This window comes from Nonomuraea sp. NPDC052634 (assembly GCF_040678535.1).
Classification (GTDB): Bacteria; Actinomycetota; Actinomycetes; order Streptosporangiales; family Streptosporangiaceae; genus Nonomuraea; species Nonomuraea fastidiosa.
Genome location: NZ_JBFATY010000004.1, coordinates 38,529 through 51,620 on the forward strand (window position 1 = coordinate 38,529; position 13,092 = coordinate 51,620).

Sequence of the window (13,092 nt, forward strand, 5' to 3'; positions counted from 1 at the left end):
CACCCTCGGAGCCGTCCGATCGTTTCCGAGAGAGGAGAACTTCATGTTCAAGCGGCGTTTCGCGGTGCTCGGCGCGGCGGTTGCGCTGACCGTCGCAGGTCTGACCGGGTCCGCGCTGGCCGGGACCCCGTCCTCGCCGCCCGAGCCCGTCGCGGCCTCGGTGGCCTCCGTCGCCGTCCCAGGGGCCGGCACGCTGACCTGTAAGACCTCCGACGGCAAGGTGATCGAGCTGGCGAGGGTGAAGCCCGCCGACGGCGGCGCGGTCGCCGAGACCCGCCCGGCCCAGCCCGCGGACCCGTCCGGCGTGATCACGCAGCCGCAGCGCGCCGAGTCGGTGGACCCGAACGGCAAGCCGCAGGTCGTGTCCCCGGGCAGTGGTGAGGGCAAGGCCGAGGGGGTGAAGTTCCGTGCCACCAGGGCCGCCGAGAGCGGCGAGCCCACCGCCGACGCCCCGGCCAAGGTCCGCGTCGTGACCCCGTCCGAGACCGCCGAGACCCAGGCCGAGAAGCCCGCCGAGACCATCGAGCTCGTCTGCAAGACGATCGGCGGTGCGGGGCTCGACGACTAAGAGCGCCGCTCACGCCCTGCACGACCGGCCCCGGACCCCAGTGCATGCCGTGCCGCCAGTCCTGCTCCAGGCCGTAGCCGGTACCGACCATGAGGTGCATCGGCGGCAGCGGCGTACAGCACGTCGAACGGCTTGCCGGGCGGCGCGAACGTGATCACAGCCTTGACGACGTCGCGGGTGCCGGGAGCGTAGACCGGACGCCGGCGCCCGTAACGCGAAGCGCGCCCCCGTCGTGTGACGGGGGCGCGCTTCCCAGGACGAACGCGCTCACGATGTCTTGTGCGAGGTCTCGTCCGTCCTGCTGGACACCGTGGCCGCAACCTGGTCCGCGGACTCCGCAGCCCTGTCCGCCTTCTCATTGACCCAACGTGTGGCATCGGAGGCGGAGTCCTTCATGTGCTCGGTCCACTGCTGAGCGTTGCGGCGGTAGAACATGTAACCGATCGTCCCCACCGCGAGGCCGGTCAGCAGCACGAGCGTCGGCCATCGCCGCGATGGCGTCGGCTTGGGGTCGATGCGTTTGGCCGCGGCGGTCAGCATCGAGCTGACCTTGGGAGCGACCTGCTGCTCGAACCCGTGCGCCGCGGACTCCAGCCGCGGCGCCGCCCAGTGACGGGCTTCTTCGATACGCTGCGCCGCGACCACCTTGGCCTGGTCTGCCATCGGCGCGAGGCGCTGGCCGGTTTCAGCGGCCCGGGTCTTCACTTGACCCATCCACGTGGTGGGCACGTCTATGACCACGCGGCGTCTCTTCATTGTCAGGGACACGACAACCTCCCCTGTCGTTGGGGCCCCGAGCCTGACCTTCCCTGGACAAGGCGGCTCAATCATGGCCGTCCATGGGAGGATGGCTCGGTAGGCCGAACGGCCATAGTCCTCAAAACACCACAATCGAACCCTGTTCATAGAGGGGGGCAGCTGTCTCGTGGCTGAGAAGCTGATCGCGAACCTGCAGACCAATCACGGCAATATCAAGGTGGAGCTCTTCCCCACCAAGGCACCCAAGACGGTGCGCAACTTCGTGGAGCTCGCCGAGGGCACCCGTTCCTGGACGCACCCCGGCACCGGCGAGAAGAGCAACGCCCGCTACTACGACGGCACGATCTTCCACCGGGTCATCGCCGGCTTCATGATCCAGGGCGGTGACCCGCTGGGCCAGGGCATCGGCGGCCCCGGCTACGAGTTCGACGACGAGATCCACCCCGAGCTGCGCTTCGACCGCCCGTACCTGCTGGCCATGGCCAACGCGGGCAAGCGCTTCGGCAAGGGCACCAACGGCTCGCAGTTCTTCATCACGGTCGCGCCGACCCCGCACCTCAACGGCAAGCACACCATCTTCGGCGAGGTCATCGAGGGCAACGAGGTCGTGGACGCGATCTCCAAGACCCGCACCGACGGGCGGGACCGCCCGGTCGAGGACGTCATCCTGGAGTCGGTCACCATCGAGCGCCAGGCCGCCTGACATCCGGCCGCAGGGAGGCCCGCAACGCCGGCGTGCAGCTTCAGGGGGCGCGCACACCGGAGGCGGGCCTCGCGGGGCCGGATGGCCGTTCTCAGAGCCCTTCCGGCCGCGCCGGGGCCGCCGGTCCAGGAGGCTCACGCAGCACGCCTCCGTAAGCCTTAGGCTTCGGTCATGACCAGCCAGCCGCCGAGCCAGCCCCCGCAGCCCGAGCAGCCCGCTGAAGCCGTCCCCACGTGCTACCGACACCCCGAGAGGGAGACGTGGGTGCGCTGCCAGCGTTGTGAGCGCCCCATCTGCCCCGACTGCATGCGCGACGCCGCGGTCGGCTTCCAGTGCCCCGAGTGCGTCGCCGAGGGCAACAAGGCCATCCGCCAGGCCAAGACCGCCTTCGGCGGCGGCGTGGTGCGCACCCCGATCGTCACCTACGCCATCCTGGCGCTCAACGTTCTGGTCTTCCTCGCAACGCTCGCCGCCGACTTCCTCCTGGGCGGCTCCTACGTCGTCACCGCGGAGCTGGGGATGTCGCCCATCGGGGTCGCCGTCCTCGACCAGTACTACCGCCTGATCACCGCGGCGTTCCTGCACCAGGACGTCATCCACATCCTGTTCAACGGCTGGGCCATCTGGGTCATCGGCCCCTATCTCGAGCGCGCCTTCGGCCACGCCCGCTTCACCGCCCTCTACCTGATCAGCGCGCTGGGCGGCTCGGTGCTCGGCCTCTGGCTCGACCCGCTCAACACCCTCACGCTGGGCGCGTCGGGTGCGGTGTTCGGCATGTTCGGCGCGGTCTTCGTGGTCGGGCGCAAGCTCAACCTCGACGTACGCGGCATCGGCCTGATCATCGCGCTCAACCTGGCCATCACGTTCGTGCTGCCCGCGATCTCAGGTGTGCGCATCAGCTGGACCGGCCACGTGGGCGGCCTCCTCACCGGCACGCTCCTGGCCCTGGCGCTGGTCTACGCGCCGAAGGCCAACAGGGCGCGGGTGCAGTGGCTGGCGATCGCTGGAGCGCTGGCGCTCATGGTGGTGCTCGTGCTCGTACGCGTCCCAGCGATTGTCAGCATGCTCGGCGGCTGAGCTTCCCCAGGCTGTGGAAAAGACTGTGGAAAGAACTAACGCCAGCGGGTGGAAAGAACCACACCGAAGATGATGAAAACAAACCCGATCAGCAGGTTCCAGTTCTGGAGGTCCCTGAAGAACGGCGCCTGAGGAGCGACGTAATAGGTCGCGATCCACAGGATGCCGATGACCCACGCGGCCACCATCGTGGGGGCGAGCCAGCGCGGGCTGACCTTGACCTGCTGCGACCGCTGCGGCGGGGTGTAGACCGCCTTCTTGCGAGTTTTGGACTTGGGCACTGGATGACTCCTGCTGAGGGCCTGGGCATCCGGATCGTCCGCAGGCTCTTCGGTAAGGGTAGTTGAAGTGAGGCCCAGGATAGTCGCCACGCGCATCGCATGGCGATCCCAGGGGGCCGCATCGCCGCGGATTACCCTGAGCGCATGCGGGCCGCCCTGCGGGCCCTCGGGGAGCTCAGCATCACCGCGGGCCTGATCCTCATGCTGTTCTGCGCGTACCTGCTCTGGGGGACGGGCGCGTACACGCAGCGGCAGCAGCTGCTGCTCCAGCGCGAGCTGGCGGCCAAGGAGAGCGGCGCGCGGCGTCCGCCGCAGCCGGCCATCGGGCAGGCGTTCGCGCTGCTGCGCATCCCCAAGCTGGGCCGCGACTACAAGTACGCGGTGGTCGAGGGCGTCGGCGCTGAGCAGCTCAAGAAGGGGCCAGGACACTACCCCGACAGCGCGATGCCGGGCGAGGTCGGCAACTTCGTGCTGTCGGGCCACCGCACCACGTACGCGGCCCCGTTCAACGAGATCGACGAGCTCGAACGCGACGACGAGATCATCGTGGAGACCCGCGAGGCCCGCCACACCTACCGCGTCACCTCCCAGGACATCGTGCGGCCCGACGAGGTCGAGGTGCTCGCCCCCGTGCCCGGCAAGCCCGACATCCGGCCCATCCGCGCGTTCATCACGCTGTCCACCTGCCACCCCGAGTACTCCGCCGCCGAGCGGCTCATCGTCTACGGCGTGCTCAAACACAGCGAACCGCGAGAGGAGTGACCCGTGTACGCCTGGCTCTGGCGCAAGCTGCCCGGCCGCCCGCCCGTCCGGCTGCTGACGGCCGCCCTGCTGGTGCTGCTCGCGGGGGCCGTACTCTGGTACGTCGTGTTCCCGCTGATGGAGCCGGCGGTGACGCTCGACGAGGTGACGGTGAGGAAATGAGCCGGGTGCTCGTCGTGGACAACCACGACAGCTTCGTCCACACGATCGTGCAGTACCTGCGCGAGCTGGGCGCCGACTGCGACGTCCGGTCCCGCGACGACGTCCGCGTGTACGACGCCGACGGCTTCGCCGGCGTGCTCGTGAGCCCGGGACCCGGCACGCCGGAGGCGGCGGGCGTCAGCGTCCCGCTGGTCCACCACGCGGCCGAGACCGGCCTGCCCCTGCTCGGCGTCTGCCTCGGCCACCAGGCCATCGCGGTCGCCTTCGGCGCCACGGTGGCGCGGGCCCCCGAGCTGTTCCACGGCAGGACGAGCGAGATCGTCCACGACGGCAAGGGCGTGTTCGAGGGCCTGCCGTCGCCCGTGCGCATGACCCGCTACCACTCGCTGGCCGTGCTGCCCGAGACCGTGCCCCCGGAGCTCGACGTGACCGCGCGCACCGAAGACGGCGTCATCATGGGCCTGCGGCACCGTCAGAAGCCCATCGAGGGCATCCAGTTCCACCCCGAATCGGTGCTGTCCGAGCACGGCCACCGGCTGCTGGGAAATTGGTGGCGGAAAGTGGCGGAAAACCGTGTAACAAACGGCTCGCGAAGAGCGACGTACCAGTGAGCGTCCCCGCCGTTGCCCCCGAGCGGCGGGGGCGTTCTTGTGTGCGGACCTCCTGCCGCACGGGGGCTCCCGTGCGCGGGGACCAGGCCGCGCGGCGGATATGAGCAGCGAAAAGCCGCCCCTTCCCGAGCGGAAGGGGCGGCTTTCTCGTCAGTGCCTCGGGCCTCGGTTGTGCAGGCCGCCGCCGAGGCCGTCCTCGATCGGGCTGTCGCCCGGCGGCTCCTCCTCCGACGGGAAGTCGTCGCTCGGCTGGTCGTCGCTCGGGACGTCCTCCGTCGGGAAGTCGTCGGCCGGCGGCGGGGAGTCCTCCTGCTGCTGGGGACCGGTCGACACCGTGATCGTGATCGTGGTGCCGGGCAGCAGCTTGGTGCCCTCACCCGGGTTCTGCTGCACGACGGTGCCCTCGGGCTCCTGCGCGGGCTGCTGCGAGACCTTGACCTTGAAGCCCGCGGACTTCAGCTGGGCGGTCGCGTCCTCCTGGGTCAGCCCGATGACGCTCGGGACCTCGCGCATCTCCTTCGGCACGAAGAGCGTGACGGAGCCGCCCTTCTCCAGCTCGGCACCGGCCTTCGGGTCGGTCGCGATGACCGTGCCCTGCGGCTTGGTGGAGTTGCGGGTCTTGATGACGCCGCGCAGGCCGACCTCTTCGAGCGCCCGCTGCGCGTCCTCCTGGGACATGCCGACCAGGCCGTCGGGCACCTTGATCTTCTCGGGGCCCTTGGACACGACCAGCTTGACCGTGGCGCCCTTCTCGACCTGGGTGTCGGCCGGCGGGTCGGTCTCGATGACCGCGCCCTTCTCGACGTCGGAGCTCGCCTTCAGCTCCACGTCGGGCACCAGCCCGAGCTTCTTCAGCTCGGCCTCGGCGTACGAGCGCTCCTGCGACACCAGCGACGGGATCGTCACCTTGGTGTCGGACGGGGTGTCCTTGCCGCTGAAGACGGTGTAGCCGATCGTGATGAACGCGCCGATGATGAGCAGCGGAATGATGATCCACAGCGCGGTCTTGAGCGCGTTGTTGCCGCCACCTCCGCTCGACGCCCTGCGCCGGCCACCGCCGCCGCGGCCACCACCGTCGTCGTCGTACTCGTACGGCGGGATCGCGCTGGTGCGCTGGGTGGCCGGGCCGGTGGCCGCCTGGGTCGCGGTCATCATGCGGGTGCCCTGGTGCATGGGACCGGTCATCGCCATCGTCTGGGCGTCGGTCGGCATGCCGGACATCGCCCGCTGGATGTCGGCCCGCATCTCGCCCGCGCTCTGGTAGCGCTGGCTCGGGTCCTTCGCCATGGCCTTGAGCACGATGGCGTCGGCCCACTGCGGGATCTCGGGGTCGATCTGGGACGGCGGGATGGGCTCCTCGCGCACGTGCTGGTAGGCGATCGCCACCGGGGAGTCGCCGGTGAACGGCGGCTGGCCGGTCAGCAGCTCGTACAGCACGCAGCCGGTGGAGTAGATGTCGCTGCGCGCGTCGACCCGCTCGCCGCGCGCCTGCTCGGGCGACAGGTATTGCGCGGTGCCGATCACCTGGGCGGTCTGCGTCATCGTGGCCGCCGAGTCGGCCATCGCGCGGGCGATGCCGAAGTCCATCACCTTGACGTCGCCGGAGCGGGTGATCATGACGTTGGCGGGCTTGATGTCGCGGTGCACGATGCCGCCGCGGTGGCTGTAGTCGAGCGCGCGCAGGATGCCGTCGACCAGCTCCACGGCGCGCTCGGGCAGCAGCCGGCGGTCCTGGCGCAGCAGGTCGCGCAGCGTCCTGCCGTCGACGTACTCCATCACGATGTACGGCACGGGCGTGCCGTCGGTGACGTCTTCGCCGGTGTCGTAGACCGCGACCACGGCCGGGTGGTTCAGTGAGGCCGCCGACTGCGCCTCACGGCGGAACCGGGCCTGGAAGGTATGGTCTCGCGCCAGATCAGACCGGAGGGTCTTGATCGCGACTACGCGGTCCAGCCGGATGTCTCTGGCGCGATACACCTCGGCCATGCCGCCGCGCCCGACGACACCGTCGAGCTCGTAGCGACCTCCGAGTAGCCGAGGCTGAGTCATTTCCTGCACTGTCCCTTACCGTTCATCTTGGGTACCGGCCGGCTCGCGGGGCCGCCGGTGTCCATCATCGACCCCATGGCGCGTCACGTCTCCTCATTGGGCGGGTTTGTCTCACCCGGGTCCGGCGAGGTGCTGGTCGTGGTGGGTGTCGGAGTTGTCGGAGTCCTGGTGGGCGTTGGGGTCGGGGTGGGGGTGGGTGTCCGGGTGGTCGGGGGTGGTTTCGGCGTCGGCTTCTTGGTGGGAGTAGCCGACGTGCTTACCGTAGCCGACCGCGAGGGTATCGGCCTCGGTGTCCTCACCGTAACAACCGGCGGTCGCCGCGTGGTCTTCGTCTTCGACGGCCGCGGCTTTGGCCGGGTCGGCGTCGACTTCACGGTAGGCGATTGTGTCGGTTCGGCCACCTGCGGAGTGGCCTGCGGCCGCTGCGGGTCGGCGAACGTGATGGCGGTCAGCCCCACCGCCGCCGCGCAGCCCGCCGTGGCGACCAGCGCCAGCGTCCGAGCGCCCCTGCGCCGCTTCCTCCCCGTGCCCTCCTGGAGCGTGGCCGGCTGGAGGTCGTCGGTCGCGAGCTCGTCCTCAGGGGCCGGCTCGCGGACGCGGAAGCCCGCAGGGTCGGTCAGCATACTGAGCTCGGCCGGGCCCTGAACAGCCCCGGCCAGCGACTCGCGCAGCACGTACGCCCGGTCGGCGACCTCGATCGCCGACCCCGGCCGCTGCTCCGGCTCCTTGGCGAGCAGGCTCATGACCAGCTCGCGCACCGCGGCCGGCACGTCGGCGCCGAGCGGCGGCGGCTGCTCGTTGAGGTGCAGCAGCGCGATCGCCACCTGGCTGTCGGCACGGAACGGCGTGCGCCCGGCCAGGCACTCGTACGCCACCACGCCCAGCGAGTAGAGGTCCGTCGAAGGCGTCAGGGGGAGGCCCTGCGCCTGCTCGGGACTGACGTACTGGGCGGTGCCCAGCACGGTGCCGGTCTGCGTCACCGGCGCGGCCTCCAGCGCCCGCGCGATGCCGAAGTCCGTCACCTTGATCGCCCCCTCGGGGGTGACCAGCAGGTTGCCGGGTTTGATGTCGCGGTGGATGATGCCGGCCGAGTGCGCCGCGTGCAGCGCCTTGGCCGTCTGGTGCACCACGTCGAGCGTCACCTCGGGCCCGAGCGCGCCGTTGCGCCCCAGGATGGCCGACAGCGGCTCGCCGTGCACCAGCTCCATGACGAGGTAGGCCAGGTCGCTCTGCTCGCCGTAGTCGAAGACCTGGGCCACGCCCGGGTCGGCCAGCGCCGCGGTGAGCCGCGCCTCGTTCCTGAACCGCTCGCGGAACGTGGGGTCGGCGTGCATGTGGCTGCGCAGGATCTTCACCGCCACCTCGCGCCCGAGCAGCTCGTCGCGGGCACGCCAGACCTCCCCCATACCGCCCGTGGCGATGCGGGAGACCAGGAGATAGCGGTTACGGAGCCGCATGACCCAGCAGGTTACCGTCACTCACTTGTTCAGCACCGCCTCCATCACGGCTCTGGCGATGGGCGCGGCGGTGTGACCACCGGTGGCCTCGGCCCCGACCTTGGCCGCCCCGGACTCGACGATGACCGCGACGGCCACCTTCGGGTTGTCCGCGGGCGCGAAGCTGATGAACCAAGCGTGCGGGGGCCGGCCGTCGGTGGTCTCCGCGGTGCCCGTCTTCCCCCCTACTTCGACGCCTGGAATCTGCGCGAGGTTGGCGGTGCCGTTGGAGACGACGCTCACCATCATCTCGCGCAGCTTGGCCGCCGTCTCGGAGCTGACCGCCTCGCTGAGCTCGTCGGGGTCGGCCTCCTCGATGGTGTCGCCCTTGGAGTCGGTGATCTTGTTGACGAGGTACGGCTTCATCACCGTCCCGTCGTTGGCGATGCCCGCCGCGACCATGGCCATCTGCAGCGGCGTCATGCGGTTGCTGCGCTGCCCGATCGAGGCCATCGCCACGGCCGCCTGGTCCTCCTTGGGCCCGAAGTCGCTCTGCGCGACCGACATCGGCACGCCGATCTGCTCGCCCATGCCGAACTTCTCGGTCTGCTCCCGCATCTTGTCGTAGCCCAGCTCCATGCCGATCGCGCCGAACGGCGTGTTGCACGACCGCTCCAGCGCGTAGGTGAGCGTGACCTGGCCGCTGCCGCACGCCGCGCCGCCGTAGTTGGGCAGGCTGATGTTCGTGTTGGGCAGCGGCAGCCGCTGCGGGGCCTGCACCGTGGTCTCGGGGCCGCGCGAGGAGTCGTCCTCCAGGTACGCCGCCGCCGTCACGACCTTGAACGTCGAGCCCGGCGGGTACGTCTGGGCGATGGCGCGGTTGAGCAGCGGCTGGCTCTTGTCCTTGGCCAGCTCGTCGTACCGCTTGAACACCGTCCCCTTGTCGGTGCCCGACAGCTCGGTCGGGTCGTACGTGGGCAGCGAGACCATCGCGAGTATGCCGCCGGTCTTCGGGTCGAGCGCCACCACGGCACCGCGCTTGCCGCTCTGGCGCAGCGCGTCGTAGGCCGCCTTCTGCGCCTTGGGGTCGATCGTGAGATCGACGTTGGCGCCTTTGGTCGGCTCGCCGGTGAACAGGTCGATGCTCCTGCGCAGCAGCAGGTCGGCGCTGGAGCCGTCGAGCAGCTTGTTCTCGGCCGCCTCGATGGCCGAGGCGCTCTCCGGCGAGAAGAAGCCGGTGACGTGCGCGTAGAGCTTCGCGTCGGGGTACTTCCTGATGAAGCGGAAGTTGTTGTCGCCGGTGTCGACGGACTCCGCCAGCACCTTCCCGCCCGCCGTGATGCGGCCGCGCTCGATCGCGTAACGGTCGAAGAAGTTGCGGCGGTTGCGCGCGTCGGAGATGTACTCGTCGGCCTTGACCGCCTGCAGCCAGTTCACGTTCACCATCAGGAGCGCGAACATGGCGAGGGCGGCCACCGCCACTCGCTTCAGGGTGCCGTTCATCGCTGGAACACCTGCGTCAGTCCCTCGTTCTGGATCGCCTGGGGTGGGGGGCGTCTGGCGGCGTCTGACGTTCGTACCAGCAGCGCGATAAGGATCCAGTTAGCCAGCAGCGCCGAGCCGCCCTGCGACATGAACGGCGTGACCAGGCCCGTCAGCGGGATGAGGTTCGTCACACCCCCCACGATGATGAACACCTGCCAGGCGAGGATGAACGACAGGCCGCCCGCGAGCAGCTTCGAGAAGGGGTCGCGAGCCGCGAGCGCGGTGCGCAGGCCGCGTTCGACGATCAGCGCGTAGATCATCAGGATCGCCATCAGGCCGGTCAGGCCGAGCTCCTCGCCGACGGCGTTGAAGATGAAGTCGGAGAACGACAGCGGGATCAGGTCGGGGTGTCCCTGGCCGAGCCCGGTGCCCAGGATGCGGCCCGCGCCGAGCCCGAACAGGCCCTGCATGATCTGGTAGCTGCCGCCGAACTCACGGTCGTAGTACTCGGGGTTGCTCGGGTCGAGCCAGACGTCGAAGCGGTCGCCGACGTGGGAGAAGATCTGCCCGGCGACGAACGCGCCGCCGACGAACAGCAGCAGGCCGATCAGCACCCACGACGTGCGCTGCGTGGCGATGTAGAGCATCACCACGAACCCGCCGAACAGCAGCAGCGACGAGCCCAGGTCCTTCTGCAGCACCAGCACGCCGATGGCGACGGCCCAGGTGATCAGAACCGGGCCGAGGTCGCGGGCCCTGGGCAGGTCGATGAAGAGCAGCCGCCGGCCCGCCAGCGCCAGCACGTCGCGCTTGGCGACCAGGTAGCCGGCGAAGAAGACGACCAGCGCGATCTTGGCGAACTCGGCCGGCTGGATGGTGGCCGAGCCGAACCCGATCCAGATGCGCGCGCCGTTGCGCTCCTGGCCCAGCCCGGGGGTCAGCGGCGAGATCAGCAGGACCACGCCGACCAGCCCCGCCGTGTACGTCAGCCGCTGCAGCATGCGATGGTCGCGCAGCACCAGCAGCGTCACGGAGAACAGCACGACACCGGCGCCGGTCATGACGATCTGAGTGGTGGCGGATGCGCCGGCCATGCCGGCGTTCTCCAGCCGGTAGATCATCACCAGGCCGATGCCGTTGACCAGCGTCACCAGCGGCAGGATCAGCGGGTCGGCCCACGGGGCGAACTTCGCGAGCACGAGGTACGCGGCCAGCATCAGGCCGCCCAGGCTCAGCCCGTACGTCAGCATCCCGGCCGGGATCTGACCGTCCATGGCCAGGCCCACGTTCGCGTAGGCGCCCATGACGATGCCCACGGCGAGCGCGAGCATGAGCAGCTGCGCCACGCGCCGCTTGGCCGGCATCGGGACGGGGGTGACGGCGACTTCGCTCATCTACTGCTGTCTCGTCTTGGACTTGGTGGCGGAGGCGCTCGCGGTGGGAGTGGCGCTCGCCTCCGTCTCGGGCTGCTGATCTTCGGTTTCGGCCTTGTCGGCCTCTTCGTCGTCGGCGAACGACAGACTGTTGATCTTGGTGATGCCTTCGTCGACGGTGGTGACGGGGATGCCGTCCTTGACCAGAGCCTGATCGGCTTCGGAGAGCTGGGAGAGCTTGCGGCCAGTGGGCTTGGAGACGTGGAAGAGCTGGAAGGGACCCACTTCCTTCTTGACCCCCTGGAACACGACCACCTCGCCGCCCCTAGCGCCGACGAAGAACTGGTCCTGGGTCCACTGGTAACCGAAGTAGCCGCCGACGGCCACGCCGACGACGCCTACGCCGAGCACGGTGACCAGCACGGGCCACAACCTGCGACGCTTCCGCGAGCGCCGGGACGTGGCCTCGGCGACCGGCTCATCGAAGTCGTCGCCGGAGAGCACCGGCTGGGGTGCGGTCACCGCGCCTGCTCGCCCCGGCTGGATGTCCTTGGTCGGGTCGAGCCGGTTCATCCCCGCGGCGCCGACGATGGCGGCCTCCGCGGGCAGCTGTTCATCGTCGGCGATCTCCAGCACGTCGGCGAGAACGCACGTGATGTTGTCGGGCCCGCCGCCCCGGTTCGCCAGATCGATGAGCTGACGGACGACCTCTTCAGGATCGTCGATGTTGGTGAGCGTGGCGTGCAGCGTCTCCGCGCTGACCACGCCCGACAGGCCGTCGGAACACAGCAGATAGCGGTCGCCTACCTGCGCCTCGCGCAGCGTGAGATCGGGATCGACCTCACCGCTGCCGTCGAGCGCGCGAAGCAGGATCGACCGCTGCGGATGGGTGGCCGCCTCTTCCGGCGTGATGCGCCCGTCGTCGACGAGCTGCTGCACCAGCGTGTGGTCATGGGTGATCTGGTAGAGCTCACCACGTCTCAGGAGGTAGGCCCGCGAGTCGCCCACATGGACCAGGGCGACCTGGGTGCCGTTCCAGAGCATGGCGGTGAGCGTCGTGCCCATGCCTTTGAGGCTGGGATCCCGCCCCACCATTTCGTGCAGCCTGCGGTTGGCGTCGCGCACCGCTGCCTCGATGGCGTTGAGCAGGTCACCCCCCTGTTGGGCCTCTTCCAGAGAGGCCATGGCGGCGATGGCGACGGAACTCGCCACCTCGCCGTGTGCATGCCCGCCCATGCCGTCGGCGACGGCGAGCAGGCGGCCGCTAGCGTACGCCGAGTCCTCGTTCCCTTCGCGGAGGAGGCCGACGTCCGAGCGGGCGGCGTAGCGGAGTGCGATGGTCATTTGCGCAATTCAATGACTGTCTTGCCGACGCGGATCGGAACACCGAGCGGCACCGGGGTCGGGCGGGTGACTTTCGAACGGTCGAGATACGTGCCGTTGGTGGACCCAAGATCTTCCACGATCCATTGACCGTCCTGAGGAAAGAGCCGGGCGTGCCGGCTGGAAGCGTAGTCGTCGGTGACCACCAGCGTGGCGTCATTGGCCCGGCCAATGGTGATGGGCTGCTCCGTGAGGTTGATGGTGGTGCCCTGGAGAGGCCCACCCGTGACGATGAGCTGGCGTGGCTCGCCCTTCTTGCTCTTGGGCTTCGCCACGGGTTTGGCGGGCTTCATGGCCTTGCGGCCACCCGCCGGCGCGGTGCGTGAACCGAACAAGTCAGTCCGGATCACGCCGACTGCGGCAATGACAAAGAACCACAGCACCGCCAGAAAGGCGAGCCGGATCAGCAGCAGCGTGAGCTCGGACATGGACCGTCTGTCTAC

General features: G+C 69.4%; 14 protein-coding genes. 6 read left to right on the forward strand and 8 right to left on the reverse strand.

Annotated elements, in window-relative coordinates; translation table 11 throughout:
- The first annotated feature begins 43 nt into the window (after window positions 1–43).
- The gene (locus AB0K67_RS19325) at window positions 44–568 is read left to right on the forward strand and encodes a hypothetical protein (protein ID WP_364061524.1); all 525 of its coding nucleotides are present in this window, start codon (window positions 44–46) and stop codon (window positions 566–568) included.
- 267 nt (window positions 569–835) lie between these two features.
- Here the strand turns inward: AB0K67_RS19325 and AB0K67_RS19330 are convergent, their stop codons facing one another.
- Window positions 836–1,309, reverse strand: a complete 474-nt coding sequence (locus tag AB0K67_RS19330; RefSeq protein ID WP_364061527.1) for a YtxH domain-containing protein — start codon at window positions 1,307–1,309, stop codon at window positions 836–838.
- A gap of 184 nt (window positions 1,310–1,493) precedes the next feature.
- Between AB0K67_RS19330 and AB0K67_RS19335 the strand changes: the two genes are divergently transcribed.
- Both AB0K67_RS19335 and AB0K67_RS19340 read left to right on the forward strand, forming a co-directional pair.
- Window positions 1,494–2,030 carry a peptidylprolyl isomerase gene (locus tag AB0K67_RS19335; RefSeq protein WP_364061530.1) on the forward strand — a complete coding sequence of 179 codons (537 nt, stop codon included), beginning with the start codon at window positions 1,494–1,496 and terminating at the stop codon, window positions 2,028–2,030.
- A 171-nt stretch (window positions 2,031–2,201) separates the two neighbouring features.
- On the forward strand, window positions 2,202–3,107 hold the full coding sequence (locus tag AB0K67_RS19340) for a rhomboid family intramembrane serine protease (RefSeq protein ID WP_364061533.1): 906 nt from the start codon (window positions 2,202–2,204) through the stop codon (window positions 3,105–3,107).
- A gap of 35 nt (window positions 3,108–3,142) precedes the next feature.
- Here AB0K67_RS19340 and AB0K67_RS19345 read toward each other — a convergent pair whose 3' ends face one another.
- Window positions 3,143–3,388, reverse strand: coding sequence for a cell division protein CrgA (locus tag AB0K67_RS19345; RefSeq protein WP_364061536.1), 246 nt, complete (start codon window positions 3,386–3,388; stop codon window positions 3,143–3,145).
- A gap of 144 nt (window positions 3,389–3,532) precedes the next feature.
- Between AB0K67_RS19345 and AB0K67_RS19350 the strand changes: the two genes are divergently transcribed.
- From AB0K67_RS19350 to AB0K67_RS19360, 3 genes are read left to right on the forward strand one after another with little or no spacing between them, the layout of a single operon-like run.
- Complete coding sequence (locus AB0K67_RS19350) at window positions 3,533–4,150, forward strand: class E sortase (RefSeq protein ID WP_364061539.1); 618 nt, start codon at window positions 3,533–3,535, stop codon at window positions 4,148–4,150.
- 3 nt (window positions 4,151–4,153) lie between these two features.
- Window positions 4,154–4,312, forward strand: a complete 159-nt coding sequence (locus AB0K67_RS19355) for a hypothetical protein (RefSeq protein WP_364061542.1) — start codon at window positions 4,154–4,156, stop codon at window positions 4,310–4,312.
- The gene (locus tag AB0K67_RS19360) at window positions 4,309–4,923 is read left to right on the forward strand and encodes a gamma-glutamyl-gamma-aminobutyrate hydrolase family protein (RefSeq protein WP_364061545.1); all 615 of its coding nucleotides are present in this window, start codon (window positions 4,309–4,311) and stop codon (window positions 4,921–4,923) included. The genes AB0K67_RS19355 and AB0K67_RS19360 overlap by 4 nt, the downstream gene beginning before the upstream one ends.
- 150 nt (window positions 4,924–5,073) lie before the next feature.
- On the opposite strand, the gene pknB is transcribed toward AB0K67_RS19360, so the two are convergent.
- From pknB to AB0K67_RS19390, 6 genes are all read right to left on the reverse strand, one after another.
- Window positions 5,074–6,972 carry a Stk1 family PASTA domain-containing Ser/Thr kinase gene (pknB, locus tag AB0K67_RS19365; protein ID WP_364061548.1) on the reverse strand — a complete coding sequence of 633 codons (1,899 nt, stop codon included), beginning with the start codon at window positions 6,970–6,972 and terminating at the stop codon, window positions 5,074–5,076.
- 83 nt (window positions 6,973–7,055) lie between these two features.
- Window positions 7,056–8,429, reverse strand: a complete 1,374-nt coding sequence (locus tag AB0K67_RS19370; RefSeq protein WP_364061551.1) for a protein kinase — start codon at window positions 8,427–8,429, stop codon at window positions 7,056–7,058.
- Between the two features lie 21 nt (window positions 8,430–8,450).
- Window positions 8,451–9,911, reverse strand: a complete 1,461-nt coding sequence (locus tag AB0K67_RS19375) for a penicillin-binding protein 2 (RefSeq protein ID WP_364061554.1) — start codon at window positions 9,909–9,911, stop codon at window positions 8,451–8,453.
- Window positions 9,908–11,287, reverse strand: a complete 1,380-nt coding sequence (locus AB0K67_RS19380; protein ID WP_364061557.1) for an FtsW/RodA/SpoVE family cell cycle protein — start codon at window positions 11,285–11,287, stop codon at window positions 9,908–9,910. Before AB0K67_RS19380 ends, AB0K67_RS19375 begins: the two co-directional genes overlap by 4 nt.
- Window positions 11,288–12,610 (reverse strand): Stp1/IreP family PP2C-type Ser/Thr phosphatase, encoded by a 1,323-nt coding sequence (locus AB0K67_RS19385; protein ID WP_364061560.1) that lies wholly within the window; start codon window positions 12,608–12,610, stop codon window positions 11,288–11,290.
- Window positions 12,607–13,077 carry an FHA domain-containing protein gene (locus AB0K67_RS19390; protein ID WP_345393437.1) on the reverse strand — a complete coding sequence of 157 codons (471 nt, stop codon included), beginning with the start codon at window positions 13,075–13,077 and terminating at the stop codon, window positions 12,607–12,609. Before AB0K67_RS19390 ends, AB0K67_RS19385 begins: the two co-directional genes overlap by 4 nt.
- Window positions 13,078–13,092: the final 15 nt, after the last annotated feature.